Origin of the sequence: Streptomyces sp. NPDC047042, assembly GCF_040644035.1 — a bacterium.
In the GTDB taxonomy this organism is placed as follows: domain Bacteria; phylum Actinomycetota; class Actinomycetes; order Streptomycetales; family Streptomycetaceae; genus Streptomyces.
Genome location: NZ_JBEYVP010000005.1, coordinates 45,618 through 61,132 on the forward strand (window position 1 = coordinate 45,618; position 15,515 = coordinate 61,132).

Sequence of the window (15,515 nt, forward strand, 5' to 3'; positions counted from 1 at the left end):
GGCCGGTTTCGGAAGTTCCCGAAACCGGCCCTGAACTGCGACTGTCTCCAGTCGGGACGACAGGATTTGAACCTGCGACCCCTTGACCCCCAGTCAAGTGCGCTACCAAGCTGCGCCACGTCCCGGCGCGTCGTCCAGCGGTTGCCCCGCGTGATCACGCGGACAGAACTTTACCCCACGTCAGGCGCTGCCCCGAAGGCCGTGGGGAGCGCGCGACAATCGGGGTATGAGCAGTGCGTCGGAGGGCCGGGCAGCAGCGGTGGGCGGGCGGGATCGGGACCAGGAGGGTCGCGCGCGCAACGCGCGGCCCCGGGACGGGCTCGGACGCCCGCTGCCGTACGGCGAGCCCGGCGTGGCCCGGCAGCCCGAGGGGGTCGTACGCCGCCCCGAGGAGAGCGTCACCGAGGCGCAGGCCCTGCTGGACGCCGGGAAACCGTTCCACGCGCACGAGGTTTTCGAGGACGCCTGGAAGTCGGGGCCGGAACAGGAGCGTGGCCTGTGGCGGGGGCTCGCGCAGCTGGCCGTGGGACTCACGCATGCCGCGCGCGGGAACGTCACCGGCGGTGTCCGGCTGCTGCGGCGCGGGGCCGGCGCCGTCGAGGAGTGGGCAGCCGTGGAGGAGCGGACGCAGCCGTACGGGCTTGACCTCGCCGGGATCGTCGGCTGGGCGCGGGACCTGGCGGCAGAGGTGGAGCGGGACGCGGGGGCCGTCGACGCCGTCGCTCGCGCGCCCCGGTTGTCGGGCCGCGGCGCCGACGACTGACCCGGTCCGTCGGCCGCGTTGTCAGTGGGGGTGCGGCAGTCTCGGGGCGTGGGGAGGATTCCTGTCATCGGTACCGGCGCGGGCTTTTTGCGGCGGAACCCGGGCCGCCTTGACCGAGCAGCCGTAGGCGCCGCGCCAAGGGGCACCCGGGCGGACCGCACCCCTTGCACGGGTGTACCACCGGTGTGATCGTGACCTCGTGACAGTCGCCGAGGACACCGCACCGCCCGTCGCCGCGCAACCACCCGTGCTGGACTCCCGCCGCCGCAACGTCGTCTTCGTCACGATCATGCTGGGCATGCTGCTGGCCGCACTGGACCAGACGATCGTCGGCACGGCCCTGCCGACGATCGTGTCGGACCTGGGCGGCGCGCAGCACATGTCGTGGGTGGTGACGTCGTATCTGCTGGCGGAGACCGTGGCCACGGTGCTGGTCGGCAAGTTCGGCGATCTGTTCGGCCGCAAGGTGGTCTTCCAGGTCTCGGCGATCGTCTTCATCACCGGTTCGTTCCTGTGCGGGCTCGCCACCAACATGACGCTGCTGATCGTCTGGCGGGCCATGCAGGGGGTCGGCGCGGGCGGCCTGATGGTCACCGCGATGGCCCTGATCGCGGACGTCATCCCCCTGCGGGAGCGCGGCAAGTACCAGGGCGCGATCGGTGCCGTGTTCGGTGTGGCGACGGTCATCGGGCCGTTGCTCGGCGGCCTGTTCACCGACCATCTGACCTGGCGTTGGGCGTTCTACGTCAACGTTCCGATCGCCGTCCTCGTCGTCGTGGCGGCGGCCCGCACCATTCCGGTGGTGAAGTCGGCGGTGCGGCCGGTCATCGACTATCTGGGCATCGCCTTCGTAGCGGTCGGCGCGAGTGCGCTGATCCTGGCGACGAGTTGGGGCGGCAACGAGTACGCGTGGGGTTCCGGCGTCATCATCGCGCTGTTCGTCGGCGGCGCGGTCTCGCTCGGCCTGTTCTGCTGGGCCGAGTCGCGCGCGGCCGAACCGATGCTGCCCATGCGGCTGTTCGGCAACCCCGTGTTCACGGTCTGCTCGATCCTCAGCTTCATCGTGGGCTTCGCGATGCTGGGCGCGATGACGTACCTGCCGACCTTCCTCCAGTACGTGGACGGGGACTCGGCGACGGTCTCGGGCGTACGGACCCTTCCCATGGTGCTGGGCCTGCTGATCGCGTCCGTCTTCAGCGGCAACGTGGTCAGCAAGACCGGAAAGTACCGCTACTTCCCGGTCGTCGGCTTGGCGGTGATGGGAGTTGGCCTGTATCTCCTCTCCCTCATGGACGCGTCGACCAGCGCCTGGCTGGCCTCCCTCTACATGTTCGTCCTCGGCACCGGGATCGGGCTGGGCATGCAGGTGCTGACGATCGCCGTCCAGAACACCGTCGAGTACGCCGACCTCGGCACCGCGACCTCCGGCGTCACCTTCTTCCGTACGCTGGGCAGTTCGTTCGGCACCGCCGTCTTCGGCACGCTCTACACCAACTCGCTCACCCCGAACCTCTCCGAGGGCATCGCCGCCGCCGTGCGGACGGGCGCCGCGGACCCGGCCGTCATCACCAGGGCGGCGACCAGTCCGGAGGGCCTGCACCAGCTGCCCGCCCAGGCGGCCGACCCGATCGTGGGCGCGTACGCGGACACCATCCAGACGGTCTTCCTGTGGACCGTGCCGGTCGCGCTCCTCGGCTTCGTCGTCGCCCTGTTCCTCAAACAGGTGCAGCTGCGCGACAGCGCGCGTATGTCTTCGACGGACATGGGCGAGGGGTTCGCGACACCGGCCGGCGCGGACTCACGCCGGCTGCTGGAAGCGTCCGTCGGGAAGATCATCGGCAGTACGGACCTGGACACCGCACGGCGGATCGTCAGCGACTCCGACACCCGGCTCGACATCGCGGGCGCGTGGGCCGTGATGCAGGTCGAGCTGTTCACCCGCATGGTCGGACACGCGGGCCTCGGCCTGATCGCCGCCCGGCGTCACATGCCGCCGGAGGTCCTCGTCCCGGTCTTCGACCGCATGGTCGAGGAGGGCTATCTGACCCGCACCGGGTCCTTCTTCTCCCACACCGAGGCCGGCACCCGGGAGGCCGCTGTGATCAGCAGGGCCTGGGGAACCTGGCTGGCGGGACGAGTGGAGCAGGACCTCGGTCGCCCCTCCGGGGAAGACCTGCGCACCGCGGTGGACGCCATCTCCAAGCGCCTCCTGGTGGAAGACCTCAGCAGCGGCCTGCCGAGCCGAACGCCCGCTCTGACGGGTGGGGGTTGACGGGTGGGGGTTGACGGGTGGGGGCTGACGGGTGGGGGCGTCTGATCAGCGCAGCAGCAGCTGCGCACCCCCCACCACCGTGGCCGCGATCACCAACTGCTCGAACAGCCGTTGGTTGATCCGGTTCACAGCCCATTTGCCGAGAAACGCTCCGGGGATCACGAACACCACGAGCGCCGCGTCAAGCAGGAGCGAGTGGCCGTCGATCAGGCCGAGACCGGCGCTGAAGGGGACCTTCGAGACGTTCACGATCAGGAAGAAGAACGCCGAGGTTCCCAGGAAGCCGAGCTTGCGGAAGCCGGCGGACAGGAGGTACATCGACATGACCGGGCCGCCCGCGTTGGCGACCATCGTCGTGAAACCGCCGAGGACACCGTACGAACGAGCCTTGAAGCGGCCGGCGGGTGTACTCACCGCATCCGGCTCGTCCTCGTCCTCCTCCGGCCCCGAATCCGACTCCGACTCCGACTGTGCCTTCGCCTCCGCGTCCGCCTGCCGTCGGCGCCACACCGTCACCCCGGCCATCAGCAGCAGGATCGCCCCGATCGAGGTCCGTACGACCTCGTCGTCCGCCCACACCAGGAACACCGTGCCGACGACCACACCCACCGCGACCGCCGGAAACAGCCGCCACAGCGTCGGCCAGTGGGCGTGTCTGCGGTAGGTCAGGACGGCGAGTACGTCACCCGCGATCAGGATCGGCAGCAGCACCCCGGTGGACTCGCGGGCGGGCAGGACGGCCGCGAAGATCGCCAGACTGACCGTGTTGGCCCCGCTGACGGCGGTCTTGGAGAAGCCGACGAGTACCGCCGCGGCGGCGAGTGCGGCGAACTCCCAGTGCGTCATGTGCCAGAGCGTCATCGTGTTCATGCGGAGACCGATGCTATGCCCACCCAACTGCGCCCAGCAGAACCGTCTCGCCAGGTGACCCCGGCCCCACACATACCCCCACCACGGACGTCACCGACCGCACCCATCGCACCGACGCGTCACGTGGACCGGCCACCCCACCCCCTGGGAAGATCCACGCAGCTCCCGCAACACGCCGCACGCCCCGCCCACCCCCAACGACGCACCCGGAGAAGCCATGGCCGAGTCCCGCGAGTACGTCCTCACCGGCACCCGGGGCACGATCTCCGTCCGCGAATGGCCCCGCCCCGCCCGAAGTGGTGCCCATCCCACCGGGCAACCGCCCACCGAACAACCGCCCCGCTACCTCGCTCTCATCTCGCACGGGTACGCCGAGCACATGGGCCGCTACGAGGAGCTCGCCGATGTCCTCGTCGCCCACGGCGCCACCGTCCTCGGCCCCGATCACCAGGGACACGGCAGGTCGGCGGGCGAACGGGCGGTGATCGCGGACTTCGAGGACGTCGTCACCGACCTGCACAGCGTCGCCGCCCACGCCCGGGCCGCCCGTCCTGACGTACCGCTCGTCCTGCTCGGCCACTCCACCGGCGGGCTGATCGCGGCCCGCTTCGCGCAGCGCCACGGCGACGAACTCGCCGGGCTCGTCCTGTCCGCGCCCGTACTCGGCAACTGGGACCTGCCCGGGCGCCTGCTCGCGCTCGACGAGATCCCCGAGCGGCCGATCAATCCGGCCGCGCTGTCCCGCGATCCGGCGGTCGGGGCGGCGTACGCGGCGGACCCGCTGGTGTGGCACGGCCCGATGAGACGGCCGACGCTGGAGGCGTTCGTACGGACGCTGGACACCGTGGCGAAGAGCGGTGACATCGGGGCGCTGCCGCTGCTGTGGCTGCACGGCGACGACGACCGGCTCGTGCCGCTCGCCGGCAGCCGCGTCGGTGTCGAGGAGCTGCGCGGCACCGACTGGACCGAGCGGATCTTCCCGGGCGCCCGGCACGACGTCTTCCTCGAGACGGACAGGGCGGCGGCCCACGCCGAGGTGACCGCGTTCGTGGACCGGGTGCTCGCGGCCCGGACGGACCGCCCGGACTGAATGCCGTTCCGTCACGTTTCCACCCTTCCGACCTGGGCACCCGCGTCCCCATGGAGTGGTTGCGGCGAGCAGCCTGCGCGGGAGAGGACCCGGAACTGTTCTTCCCCGTGGGTACGAAAGGGCCGGCGGTGCGCGACATCGCCGCCGCGAAGCGTGTGTGCGCCCACTGCCCGGTGACCCCGCAGTGCCTGGACTGGGCCCTGCGCAGCGGTCAGACCTCGGGCGTGTGGGGCGGCACCTGCGAGGACGAGCGCGCCGCACTGCTCCGTACCGCGAGAGAACGGGTCTGGTAGCGAGAAACCGGGCCGAGTCACGAGGAGGAGTGACCCCATGACTGTCGTGAAGAGCAGCCTGCCCGAGCCGGAGCGCCGGATCACCGGCGACGCTCTGCAGGAGACCTTGGTGGATCTGCTGGCGCTGTCACTGATCGGGAAGCAGGCCCACTGGAACATCGTGGGGCCGCGGTTCCGTTCGATCCATCTGCACCTCGACGAGGTGGTGTCGGCGGCCCGCGCGTTCTCCGACACGGTCGCCGAACGCTCCGCGGCCCTCGGTGTGCCGCCGGACGGCCGCCCCGAGACCGTCGCCTCGGCCTCCGTCTTCCAGGGCCCGAAGGACGGCTGGCTGCATGACACGGAGGTCGTACAGCTCCTCGTCGAGGCACTGGCGACGGCGATCGAACGCCTGCGCAAGCGCGTCGAGGCGACGGAGGAGGCGGATCCGGTGACCCAGGACCTGCTGATCGGCATCACCGCCGAATTGGAGAAGCAGCGCTGGATGTTCGAGGCGGAGAACGCGACCCGCAGCGACTGACCCGCCCCCTCCTCGGGTCAGGCAGTCAGTCCGTTCACGTTCAACTCCGTCGCGTTGACGGACTGTCGCCGACGGCTCCCGGGTGCAGCGCCTTTGCCTGTCCGTACGGGAGTCGCGGCGCGTCCGCCGCGCGCCGCACCCCGGAGATGGCTTCGCCGGGACGGAGGAACCGCCACCAGAGAACTCCGCCGCGTCACGCCTTCCCTGTCGGGAAGAGGGCCCGTACCTCCCAGCCCTCCGTCTGTCCGTCCGGTGGTCCCGCTCTCAGGTCTCCGCCCAGGGCCGTGACGCGTTCCGTGAGCCCGACCAGGCCGAAGCCGCCGCCGTGTGCGGCGGCCGGCAGCTGGGTGCCGCCCCGGCCGTCGTTGATCACACCGACCTCCAGCCGACGACCCTCGTGGCGGAGCCGGACGGTGACCCCGGTGGCGTCCGCCGCGTGCCGTCGTACGTTCGTCAGGGCCTCCTGCACCACCCGGAACGCGGCGGCCTGCACCTCGTGGGGGAGGTCGTCCGGCACGGCGGGGTCGCGGTCGAGGGTGACGTGCTGGACCGGGCTCGCGAAGCCGTCCACCAGTTCCGCGATGCCGGCCAGGTCGCCGACAGGCCTGCGGTCGGCGGCGTCCGGGCCGGTGTCCCGCAGCACGCCGACGGTACGGCGCATCGACGCCAGGGCCTCGGTGGCCGCGTGTTCTATGCCCTCCAGGACGGTGTCCAGTCTCTCCGGCTCGGTGGTGGCCATCATGCGGGCCATCTGGGTCTGGACGAGGATGCCGGTGACATGGTGGGCGACGAAGTCATGGAGATCGGCGGCGATTGCCAGCCGTTCGGCGCGCCTGGTCTCGACGACCGCCATGGCCCTCCGGTAGTCCTGCGAGCGCAGGAACCCCGCCAGACCGCCGATGATGCAGGTCATGACGAGCATCACCATCATGAAGCCCAGCAGGCTCGGCATGTCATCCTGGTAGAACCGCGCGGGTGTGCTGATCAGCGCGGCAGCGTTGAGCACCCCGCAGATCACAGCCCAGGGCTGCGGACAGCTCCGCACCGCGATGAACAGCAGACTCAGCAGGAGGACCGTCTCGCCCGGGCCGAACAGGGTCTGCGCGCCCAGCAGCGAACCCGCCGTGACCAACAGCGAGGCGACAGCCGCCGCGCCCGTGCGTATCTGGGGGGTGAGCCAGTCGGGCCGACGCTTGGCCGGCCACAGCAGGGCGGTGTACCCGAGCAGCAGGACGACCGCGTGCGGCCAGACCGGGTAGGCGCTGTCGGTAGCCTCGAGCAGGTCGACGACCCCGGCCATGACCAGGAGTGCGACGACGAAGGCGCCGACGCAGTTTCGGGACGAATCCGATCTCATGCGAATCACCGTAGGCGCGGACGGCCTCGCTCGTATCGGCCGAAAGGCCGAGGCACGTTCCGCCAAGGATGGCCGGACGGCCGAGGCGCGCGCACTCCCCCGCGGGTGAGAGTGGAGCCACTGACCACCCGCCACACCTTCAGGAGTACGAGATGCAGCGCAAGGCCCTCATCAGCGTGATCGGTGGTGCGACCGCCGCGGTCGCCCTGGCCGGCGTCGGAACCTATCTGATCGCCGGCACCGAGTCGACCACGGCGTTGGACGAGTACACGACGGTGCTGGTGGACGGCCACAAGGCCCTTGCGTCCAACATCGTCGCGCTCCGCACGCAGGGCAAGTTCCACCCGGTTCCCTGGGTGGGCACGAAAGTCTCGGACGTGTCCTGCCCGACCGGTCTGAAGGCCGTGGCGGGCGCCCGCATCACCTGCACGGGCCGTACCGCCAAGGGCAAGGACATCGACATACCGGTGACGGTGGTGAAGGCGACGGCCACCTCCGTGACCTGGAAGTTCGAGCGCTGAGCAGCGCCGGAGAGACTGAGGAGAACGAGAAGACCATGAGTACCGTCCTGGCCGGCGTCGGCCTCACCAAGAAGTACGGCTCCACCGTCGCGCTGCACGGAGTCGATGTGAAGGTCGGCGTCCGGGAGTCACTGGCGATCATGGGCCCGTCGGGTTCCGGCAAGTCGACCCTTCTGCACACGCTGGCCGGGGTCGTCCGTCCGGACGGCGGCGAGGTCCTGCTGCACGGCGAGCGCATCGACGAACTGGGCGAGAACCGGCTGAGCGAACTGCGCCGCAGAAAGTTCGGATTCGTGTTCCAGTTCGGCCAGTTGCTGCCCGAGTTGCCCGCCGAGGAGAACGTCGCCCTGCCGCTGATGCTGAACGGCATGCCCCGTGGCCGGGCCGTCTCCCTCGCCCGCCGCTGGTTCGGCCCGCTCGGCCTGGACGGCCTGGAAAAGCGCCGCCCCGGTCAGCTGTCCGGCGGTCAGGCCCAGCGCGTCGCGATAGCCCGCGCCCTGGTCGTGCAGCCGGACGTGGTCTTCGCCGACGAACCGACCGGCGCGCTGGACCAGGTCACCAGTGAGGAGGTCATCCAGCTGCTGACCTCGGTCACCCGCGAGCAGGGCGCCTCCCTGGTGATGGTGACGCACGACCCGGACGTCGCCGCCCACTGCGACCGCGTCCTCCAGGTCCGCGACGGCCGCATAACGGCCCACCAGCAGTACACCGTGGCGCCCTGACACCGTGGCGCCCTGAACGGACGCGCCACCGCTGCGCCGCCTTGCCGGGGGCCGAGCGATGCCCCCTGGGCAGCCCTGCCTCCGCAGCAGCCTTCTCTCTCCCCCCACACACACTCAGCGCTCCCTGCCATGGGCTGCCCTGACCTGTCCTGCTCCCATGCCGGAGAACACCCTCACCGTCTTCTGCCCTACCCCACCAGGGCCATGCCCCTCCCGATCAACCCGGAGCCCTCATGTCCTCGCCCGTCCCACAGTTGACGTGGTTTCTCGCTCGCCGCTCCGGTCGGCGTGGCCTGCACAGCCAGTTGCTGTCAGCCGGCGCCGCGGCCGTCGGCGCGCTGATCCTGCTGGTGCTGACGGCCGCCTACTTCGGCAGCGACGCCCGCGCCCACGCCACCGCCTGGCGCACACCGTTGCCCGACCGGCACGGCACCGCCGTACAGACGCTCGGCACGACGTACCTCGGCGACCGGCCGATCACCGTCGTGACGCTGGCCCAGTTGCCCGGCCGCAGTGCGACTCCGGCGCCCCCGGGGTTCACCGGGTTCCCGAAACCCGGGCAGGTGTATGTCTCCCCCGCTCTGTCCGACCTGCTGCACAGGACACCGGCGAACCGACTGGCCGACCGATTCCCGAAGGTGTCCTCGTACGGCACCATCGGCGAAGCCGGTCTCGCGGCGCCCGAGGAGCTCGTGGCCGTCGTGGGGAAGACGGCGTCCGACCCCGCGGTCTCCGGCACGGCCGAACCGCTCGGCATCTTCGGCCAGTTCAGCGGCCAGACCGAACGCGCGGTGATCTCCGGCTTCGACGGGAGCAGCGTCAGTTTGTTCACCTCGGCGGACAAGCCCGCGGTGTCGATCGGCGTGGCCATCGTCGCCGTCCCCGTGATCGTGCTCGCGGCCGCCGCCGGACGACTCGGTACGGCCCGCCGTGAGCAACGGCTCGCGGCGCTTCGGCTCGCGGGAGCGACTCCTCGCCAGATCCTCGCGATGACCGGCCTGGAGTCGGCGGTCGTCGGCGCGGCCGGGGCGCTGACCGGTGCGCTGGCCTACTGTCTGCTGCTGCCCGCGCTCGCGGAGATCCCGTTCGGCATCGGCACCTGGCACACCGGTCAACTCTGGGTGGGACTTCCCTGGTTGCTGGGGATCGTGGCATGCGTGGCCGGCCTCATCGCGGTGAGCGCCATGATGACGCTGCGCCAGGTGGCGACCTCCCCGCTGGGTGTGGCCCAGCAGGCGAACCCGCGCAACACCCGAATCATCCGCCTTGTCCTCTTCGCCGCGGTGCTGCTCTACATCTATGTGACGACCTCGTCGGGCGGCGCGAGCGAACGTCAGCAGCTTGCGATGCTGCTCCTGTTCTACGGCGGCTTCTGGCTCCTCGGTCCGTGGGTCGTGGACCGGCTCGGCCGGATCACCGCCCACTTCGCCCGTCGGCCGGCGACCCTGCTCGCGGCACGTCGGCTCAGTGACGACCCGCGCGGTGCCTGGCGCACCGTCAGCGGGCTGGTCCTGGCCGGGTTCGTGGCGGGGTTCTTCACCGTGGGCAACGTGGGTATCGACGACTACCGCTTTCCCGGCCAGATCGCCGTACCCACGACCAGCACGGCCACGGCCCGCGCTGCCACGGCCGAGGCCCGTACGCTGCTCGACGCGGCCGGGGTGAAGGCGACCGTCACCGCGGGCGACGGTGACGAGGCGATACTCGGCGGCACCCCCGGCGTGCTCGTGCACGTCTCCGGCGGTACCGCGCGACTCGACACCGCCGTCACCGCCCTGTCGAACCTGGTGCCCGGCCAGTTGCCGTACACCGAGGAGTACGCCAACGCCGAGAACCACACCTTCACCGAACGCCTGGGCGAACTCGGTACCGCCGCCCTCGCGGTGAGCTTCCTCGTCGCGACCGCCTCCGCCGGACTGACCGCCGCCGCGAACGTGCTCGACCGGCGCCGCGTCTACGCCCTGCTGCGGCTGGCCGGCACCCCTTTGAGGCTCCTCGACCGGGCCAGGTTCCGCGAGACGGTCCTGCCGCTGGTCGTGCTGGCCGGCGGTACCACCGGCGCCGGTGTCTACGCCGCGTTCAAGGTGAACGAGATGTTCGACAGCACGATCAGCACCTCCGGTGCGGTGACGCTGGCGGTGTGTGTGACGGTGGGCGCCCTGGCCATGTTCGCGGCGATCGGAGCGAGCAGACCACTGCTGCGGTCGGTCACCGCGGATGCGGCGCAGACGGCGGACTGAGCGAGAAGGACGACCCCTCCCACCCTTGAGGCATGATCGAGCCATGACCCCCGACCCGCCCAGCCCCCCGATTCGTGTCCTGATCGCGGACGACCAGGACATGGTCCGTACGGGTTTCCGTTTCTTTCTCGACGCCCAGCCCGACATCACCGTGGTCGCCGAGGCCGCCGACGGCGAGGAGGCCGTGGCGCTGGCCCGCCGTGAGCGTCCGGACGTGTGCCTGCTGGACATCCGGATGCCCAGACTGGACGGCCTGGAGGCGACCCGGCTGCTGGCGGGACCCGGCGTCGCCGACCCCATGCGGGTCGTCGTGGTCACCACCTTCGACCTCGACGAGTACGTGTACGGGGCCCTGCGCGGCGGCGCCTGCGGGTTCCTGCTGAAGGACTCGGGGCCCACCCTCCTCGCGGAGGCGGTACGGGCCGCCGCGGCCGGTGACTCCCTGGTGTCGCCGTCGATCACCGTGCGGCTGCTCCAGCACATCACCGCCCCGCAGAGCACCGGGTTCCGCCCACCGGGCCCGCCACCGTCCCCGGTCTCCGCGGCGACTCTCAAGGAACCGCTCACCGACCGCGAACTCGACGTGGTCCGGCTGGTCGCCCTCGGCCGTACGAACGCGGAGATCGCCGGCTCGTTGCATGTCTCCCTCTCCACGGTCAAGACGCATCTGTCGAGCGTGCAGCTGAAGCTGGCAGCGCGGAACCGGGTGGAGATCGCGGCCTGGGCGTGGCAGAACGGGTACGCGCGCCCCGACGCCCTCTGAGAGCGCGGCCGGTCACCCGGATGTGGCGCGTTCGACGTGGAGCGGCTATGCGGAAACAGGACGAGTTGAAAGTACGATCAGCCAATGTCTGACATGATCGAAACCACGCCCGGCTGGCTGGCACCCGACGAGCTCGAGCAGTCTCGCGCACGGATGCCGATCCTTTATGTCGAAGCCGTACCGGTGCGCGTCGACGACAACGGCGAAGTCACCAGCATCGGCCTGCTTCTGCGCATCGGATCGGACGGCACGGTCAGCCGCGCTCTGGTCTCGGGTCGCGTCCTGCACCACGAGCGGGTGCGCGACGCCCTGCTGCGCAACCTGGAGAAGGACCTCGGCCCGGTGGCGCTGCCGAGGGTCCCTGCCTCCCCGCAGCCCTTCACCATCGCGGAGTACTTCCCGACGCTGGGTGTCACCCCGTTCCACGACCCCCGCCAGCACGCGGTGTCCCTCGCCTACATCGTCCCGGTGGCCGGAGACTGCCGTCCCCGTCAGGACGCCCTGGATCTGGTGTGGTTCAGCCCGGAGGAGGCCTCTTCCCCCTTGGTCCAGAACGAGATGCCGGGTGGTCAGGGAGTCCTTCTCAAGCAGGCCCTGGCCCACGTCGGCCGTCTGTCCTGACCTCCGGACGCACCATCAACTCCCGGGAACGGCAGGCCGACCCAAGTTTTTCGCGCACGAGAAAGGGCCGGTGGTGGTCCACCGGCCCTTTCTCGAGGTTCAGGCGATCTCGACGAGCAGATCGCCGCCTTCCACCTGCTGGATCCTGTTGATGGCCAGCCTCGTCACCCTCCCGGCCTTCGACGCGGTGACCGCGGCCTCCATCTTCATCGCCTCGATGGTGGCGACCGTGGCGCCGACCGCGACCTCGTCCCCCTCGGCGACGGCGAGGGTCACCACTCCGGCGAACGGTGCGGCGACGTGCCCGGGGTTGGCCCGGTCCGCCTTCTCGGTCGCCGGGATGTCGGAGGACACGGCGGTGTCGCGCACCTGGATGGGCCGCAGTTGGCCGTTGAGGGTCGACATCACCGTACGCATACCGCGTTCGTCGGCCTCGCCCACGGCCTCCAGTTCGATGAGCAGCCGCACGCCCGGCTCGAGGTCGACGGCGTACTCCTTGCCCGGCCGCAGCCCGTAGAAGAAGTCCTTGCTGTCCAGCACGCTGGTGTCGCCGTAGTTCTGACGGTGCGTCTCGAACTCGCGCGTCGGCCCGGGGAACAGCAGCCGGTTGAGCGTTGCGCGCCGGTCCTTCGCCAGCCCGGTACGGTCGTCGGCGGTCAGTTCCGTCATGGGCCTGGGCGCGGCACGGCCCTCCAGCGCCTTCGTGCGGAACGGCTCCGGCCAGCCGCCGGGCGGGTTGCCCAGCTCGCCGCGCAGGAAGCCGATGACCGAGTCGGGGATGTCGAACCTGTTCGGGGTGGCCTCGAAGTCGGCCGGGGAGACATCGGCGCCCACCAGATGGAGCGCGAGGTCGCCGACCACCTTCGACGAAGGGGTGACCTTCACCAGCCGGCCGAGGATGCGGTCGGCGGCGGCGTACATCGCCTCGATCGCCTCGAAGCGGTCGCCGAGGCCCAGCGCGACCGCCTGGGTGCGCAGGTTGGACAGCTGGCCGCCGGGGATCTCGTGGTGGTAGATGCGCCCGGTCGGCGAGGCGAGGCCCGCCTCGAACGGTGCGTAGATCCTGCGGACGCTCTCCCAGTACGGCTCCAGGTCGCCCACGGCCTGCAGGCTCAGCCCGGTGGACCGCTCGGAGTAGTCGGTCGCGGCGACGATGCCCGACAGCGACGGCTGCGAGGTGGTGCCCGCCATCGACGCCACAGCGCCGTCCACGGCGTCCGCCCCGGCCTGGATCGCGGCGAGGTAGGTGGCGAGCTGGCCGCCAGCGGTGTCGTGGGTGTGCAGATGCACCGGCAGGTCGAACTCCCGGCGCAGCGCCGATACGAGGGTCGCGGCCGCCGGGGCGCGCAGCAGGCCCGCCATGTCCTTGACGGCCAGGACATGGGCGCCCGCGTCGACGATCTGCTCGGCGAGGCGGAGGTAGTAGTCGAGGGTGTACAGCCGCTCGGACGGATCAGAGAGGTCGGAGGTGTAGCAGAGGGCGACCTCGGCGATCGCCGTGCCCGTCTCCCGGACAGCGTCGATGGCGGGCCGCATCTGGCCCACGTCGTTCAGCGCGTCGAAGATGCGGAAGATGTCGATGCCGGTGGCCGCGGCCTCCTGGACGAAGGCGTCGGTCACCTCGGTCGGGTACGGGGTGTAGCCCACGGTGTTGCGGCCACGCAGCAGCATCTGCAGACAGATGTTCGGTACGGCCTCACGGAACGCGGCCAGGCGGTCCCAGGGGTCCTCGGCGAGGAAGCGGAGCGCGACGTCGTAGGTGGCGCCGCCCCAGCACTCCAGGGAGAGCAGCTCGGGCAGGGTCCGCGCGACCACGGGGGCGACGGCGAGCATGTCCTTGGTGCGCACCCGGGTGGCCAGCAGCGACTGGTGCGCGTCGCGGAACGTCGTGTCGGTGACGCCGATGGTCGGTGACGCGCGCAGCCACCGGGCGAAGCCCTCGGGGCCCAGTTCGACGAGCCGCTGCCGGGAGCCCGCGGGCGGTTCGCCGTCCGGCAAGGGCGGGATCTTGCCGACCGGGTCGATCAGCTCGGGCCGTTCGCCGTGCGGCTTGTTCACGGTGACGTCGGCGAGGTAGGTGAGCAGCTTGGTGCCGCGGTCGGCGGAGTGCCGTGCCGTGAGCAGATGCGGGCGCCGCTCGATGAACGAGGTCGTGACCCGGCCGGCCCGGAAGTCCGCGTCGTCGAGCACGGCCTGCAGGAACGGGATGTTGGTGGCGACGCCACGGATCCTGAACTCGGCCACGGCACGCCGGGCGCGGCTGATCGCGGTCCCGAAGTCGCGTCCCCGGCAGGTGAGTTTGACCAGCATCGAGTCGAAGTGCGCGCTGATCTCCGTACCGGCGTGGGTGGTGCCGCCGTCGAGCCGGATGCCCGAGCCGCCCGGTGAGCGGTAGGCGCTGATCCTTCCGGTGTCGGGGCGGAAGCCGTTGGCCGGGTCCTCGGTGGTGATACGGCACTGCAGCGCCGCCCCGTGCAGGGTGACGGTCTCCTGCGAGAGTCCCAGGTCGGCGAGCGTCTCGCCGGAGGCGATGCGCAGTTGCGACTGCACGAGGTCGACGTCGGTGACCTCCTCGGTCACCGTGTGCTCGACCTGGATGCGCGGGTTCATCTCGATGAAGACGTGGTTGCCCTCGCGGTCGAGCAGGAACTCCACTGTGCCCGCGTTGCGGTAGCCGATCTCCCGGGCGAAGCGCACGGCGTCGGCGCAGATCCGGTCGCGCAGCTGCGGGTCGAGGTTCGGCGCGGGGGCCAGCTCGATCACCTTCTGGTGGCGTCGCTGCACCGAACAGTCGCGCTCGAAGAGGTGGATGACATTGCCCTGGCCGTCGGCGAGGATCTGCACCTCGATGTGGCGGGGTTCCACGACGGCCTTCTCCAGGAAGACCGTGGAGTCACCGAACGCGGAGGCCGCCTCCCGGGACGCCGCCTCGATGGACTCCCGCAGCTGGGCGGGGTCCTCGACCCGCCGCATTCCGCGCCCGCCACCGCCGGCGACGGCCTTGACGAACACCGGGAAGCCGACCTCCTCGGCGGCGCGGACGAGTTCGTCCACGTCGGTGGAGGGGGCGGAGGAGCCCAGCACCGGTACGCCGGCCGCGCGGGCGGCGGCCACCGCACGTGCCTTGTTGCCGGTCAGCTCCAGCGTGTCGGCGCTCGGTCCGACGAAGGAGATGCCGGCCTCCTCGCAGGCGCGCGCCAGATCGGGGTTCTCGGAAAGGAACCCGTAGCCCGGGTAGACCGCGTCGGCGCCGGCCCGCTGTGCGGCGCGGACGATCTCCTCGACGGAGAGGTAGGCGCGCACCGGGTGTCCGGGAAGGCCGATCTCATAGGCTTCGTCTGCCTTCAACCGGTGCAGTGAATTGCGGTCCTCGTGCGGGAAGACGGCCACGGTCCTCGCGCCCAGCTCATAGCTGGCACGAAATGCCCGAATCGCGATCTCACCACGGTTGGCGACCAGCACCTTGCGGAACATCCTGGATCC

Annotated in this window: 13 protein-coding genes and 1 tRNA gene; 10 read left to right on the top strand and 4 right to left on the bottom strand. The window is 70.7% G+C overall.

Annotated elements, in window-relative coordinates; translation table 11 throughout:
• Positions 1-51 precede the first annotated feature (51 nt).
• Positions 52-125, bottom strand: a tRNA-Pro gene (locus ABZ855_RS06600).
• 101 nt (positions 126-226) lie between these two features.
• Between ABZ855_RS06600 and ABZ855_RS06605 the strand changes: the two genes are divergently transcribed.
• Together ABZ855_RS06605 and ABZ855_RS06610 are read left to right on the top strand one after the other, a co-directional pair.
• Positions 227-763, top strand: a complete 537-nt coding sequence (locus ABZ855_RS06605; protein WP_360801971.1) for a DUF309 domain-containing protein — start codon at positions 227-229, stop codon at positions 761-763.
• Between the two features lie 199 nt (positions 764-962).
• Positions 963-3,035, top strand: a complete 2,073-nt coding sequence (locus tag ABZ855_RS06610) for an MDR family MFS transporter (RefSeq protein ID WP_360801974.1) — start codon at positions 963-965, stop codon at positions 3,033-3,035.
• Between the two features lie 45 nt (positions 3,036-3,080).
• Here ABZ855_RS06610 and ABZ855_RS06615 read toward each other — a convergent pair whose 3' ends face one another.
• Entirely contained in the window at positions 3,081-3,905 is an 825-nt protein-coding gene (locus ABZ855_RS06615; protein WP_360801977.1) for a sulfite exporter TauE/SafE family protein, read from the bottom strand.
• A gap of 217 nt (positions 3,906-4,122) precedes the next feature.
• Between ABZ855_RS06615 and ABZ855_RS06620 the strand changes: the two genes are divergently transcribed.
• From ABZ855_RS06620 to ABZ855_RS06630, 3 genes are read left to right on the top strand one after another with little or no spacing between them, the layout of a single operon-like run.
• Entirely contained in the window at positions 4,123-4,995 is an 873-nt protein-coding gene (locus ABZ855_RS06620) for a lysophospholipase (RefSeq protein ID WP_360801980.1), read from the top strand.
• A gap of 50 nt (positions 4,996-5,045) precedes the next feature.
• Complete coding sequence (locus tag ABZ855_RS06625) at positions 5,046-5,288, top strand: WhiB family transcriptional regulator (protein WP_360801984.1); 243 nt, start codon at positions 5,046-5,048, stop codon at positions 5,286-5,288.
• A 37-nt stretch (positions 5,289-5,325) separates the two neighbouring features.
• Complete coding sequence (locus ABZ855_RS06630) at positions 5,326-5,808, top strand: DNA starvation/stationary phase protection protein (RefSeq protein ID WP_319201566.1); 483 nt, start codon at positions 5,326-5,328, stop codon at positions 5,806-5,808.
• Between the two features lie 193 nt (positions 5,809-6,001).
• Here the strand turns inward: ABZ855_RS06630 and ABZ855_RS06635 are convergent, their stop codons facing one another.
• Entirely contained in the window at positions 6,002-7,165 is a 1,164-nt protein-coding gene (locus ABZ855_RS06635; RefSeq protein WP_360801988.1) for a histidine kinase, read from the bottom strand.
• A 152-nt stretch (positions 7,166-7,317) separates the two neighbouring features.
• Between ABZ855_RS06635 and ABZ855_RS06640 the strand changes: the two genes are divergently transcribed.
• The 5 genes from ABZ855_RS06640 (at position 7,318) to ABZ855_RS06660 (ending at position 12,032) form a co-directional block, all read left to right on the top strand.
• On the top strand, positions 7,318-7,686 hold the full coding sequence (locus tag ABZ855_RS06640; RefSeq protein ID WP_360801991.1) for a DUF4333 domain-containing protein: 369 nt from the start codon (positions 7,318-7,320) through the stop codon (positions 7,684-7,686).
• 35 nt (positions 7,687-7,721) lie between these two features.
• On the top strand, positions 7,722-8,408 hold the full coding sequence (locus tag ABZ855_RS06645) for an ABC transporter ATP-binding protein (RefSeq protein ID WP_360801994.1): 687 nt from the start codon (positions 7,722-7,724) through the stop codon (positions 8,406-8,408).
• Positions 8,409-8,641: 233 nt separating this feature from the next.
• On the top strand, positions 8,642-10,648 hold the full coding sequence (locus ABZ855_RS06650) for an ABC transporter permease (protein WP_360801997.1): 2,007 nt from the start codon (positions 8,642-8,644) through the stop codon (positions 10,646-10,648).
• A gap of 43 nt (positions 10,649-10,691) precedes the next feature.
• Positions 10,692-11,411, top strand: a complete 720-nt coding sequence (locus ABZ855_RS06655; protein ID WP_360802000.1) for a response regulator transcription factor — start codon at positions 10,692-10,694, stop codon at positions 11,409-11,411.
• A gap of 93 nt (positions 11,412-11,504) precedes the next feature.
• Positions 11,505-12,032 (top strand): NUDIX hydrolase family protein, encoded by a 528-nt coding sequence (locus ABZ855_RS06660; protein WP_319202288.1) that lies wholly within the window; start codon positions 11,505-11,507, stop codon positions 12,030-12,032.
• A gap of 99 nt (positions 12,033-12,131) precedes the next feature.
• On the opposite strand, the gene ABZ855_RS06665 is transcribed toward ABZ855_RS06660, so the two are convergent.
• Positions 12,132-15,506 carry a pyruvate carboxylase gene (locus ABZ855_RS06665; protein WP_360802607.1) on the bottom strand — a complete coding sequence of 1,125 codons (3,375 nt, stop codon included), beginning with the start codon at positions 15,504-15,506 and terminating at the stop codon, positions 12,132-12,134.
• Positions 15,507-15,515: the final 9 nt, after the last annotated feature.

Coding starts and splice junctions, on each gene's coding strand:
- ABZ855_RS06630 (WP_319201566.1), top strand. CDS start 5,326: ATGACTGTCGTGAAGAGCAGCCTGCCCGAGCCGGAGCGCCGGATCACC.
- ABZ855_RS06625 (WP_360801984.1), top strand. CDS start 5,046: ATGGAGTGGTTGCGGCGAGCAGCCTGCGCGGGAGAGGACCCGGAACTG.
- ABZ855_RS06645 (WP_360801994.1), top strand. CDS start 7,722: ATGAGTACCGTCCTGGCCGGCGTCGGCCTCACCAAGAAGTACGGCTCC.
- ABZ855_RS06605 (WP_360801971.1), top strand. CDS start 227: ATGAGCAGTGCGTCGGAGGGCCGGGCAGCAGCGGTGGGCGGGCGGGAT.
- ABZ855_RS06620 (WP_360801980.1), top strand. CDS start 4,123: ATGGCCGAGTCCCGCGAGTACGTCCTCACCGGCACCCGGGGCACGATC.
- ABZ855_RS06640 (WP_360801991.1), top strand. CDS start 7,318: ATGCAGCGCAAGGCCCTCATCAGCGTGATCGGTGGTGCGACCGCCGCG.
- ABZ855_RS06660 (WP_319202288.1), top strand. CDS start 11,505: ATGATCGAAACCACGCCCGGCTGGCTGGCACCCGACGAGCTCGAGCAG.
- ABZ855_RS06655 (WP_360802000.1), top strand. CDS start 10,692: ATGACCCCCGACCCGCCCAGCCCCCCGATTCGTGTCCTGATCGCGGAC.
- ABZ855_RS06665 (WP_360802607.1), bottom strand. CDS start 15,506: ATGTTCCGCAAGGTGCTGGTCGCCAACCGTGGTGAGATCGCGATTCGG.
- ABZ855_RS06635 (WP_360801988.1), bottom strand. CDS start 7,165: ATGAGATCGGATTCGTCCCGAAACTGCGTCGGCGCCTTCGTCGTCGCA.
- ABZ855_RS06615 (WP_360801977.1), bottom strand. CDS start 3,905: ATGAACACGATGACGCTCTGGCACATGACGCACTGGGAGTTCGCCGCA.
- ABZ855_RS06650 (WP_360801997.1), top strand. CDS start 8,642: ATGTCCTCGCCCGTCCCACAGTTGACGTGGTTTCTCGCTCGCCGCTCC.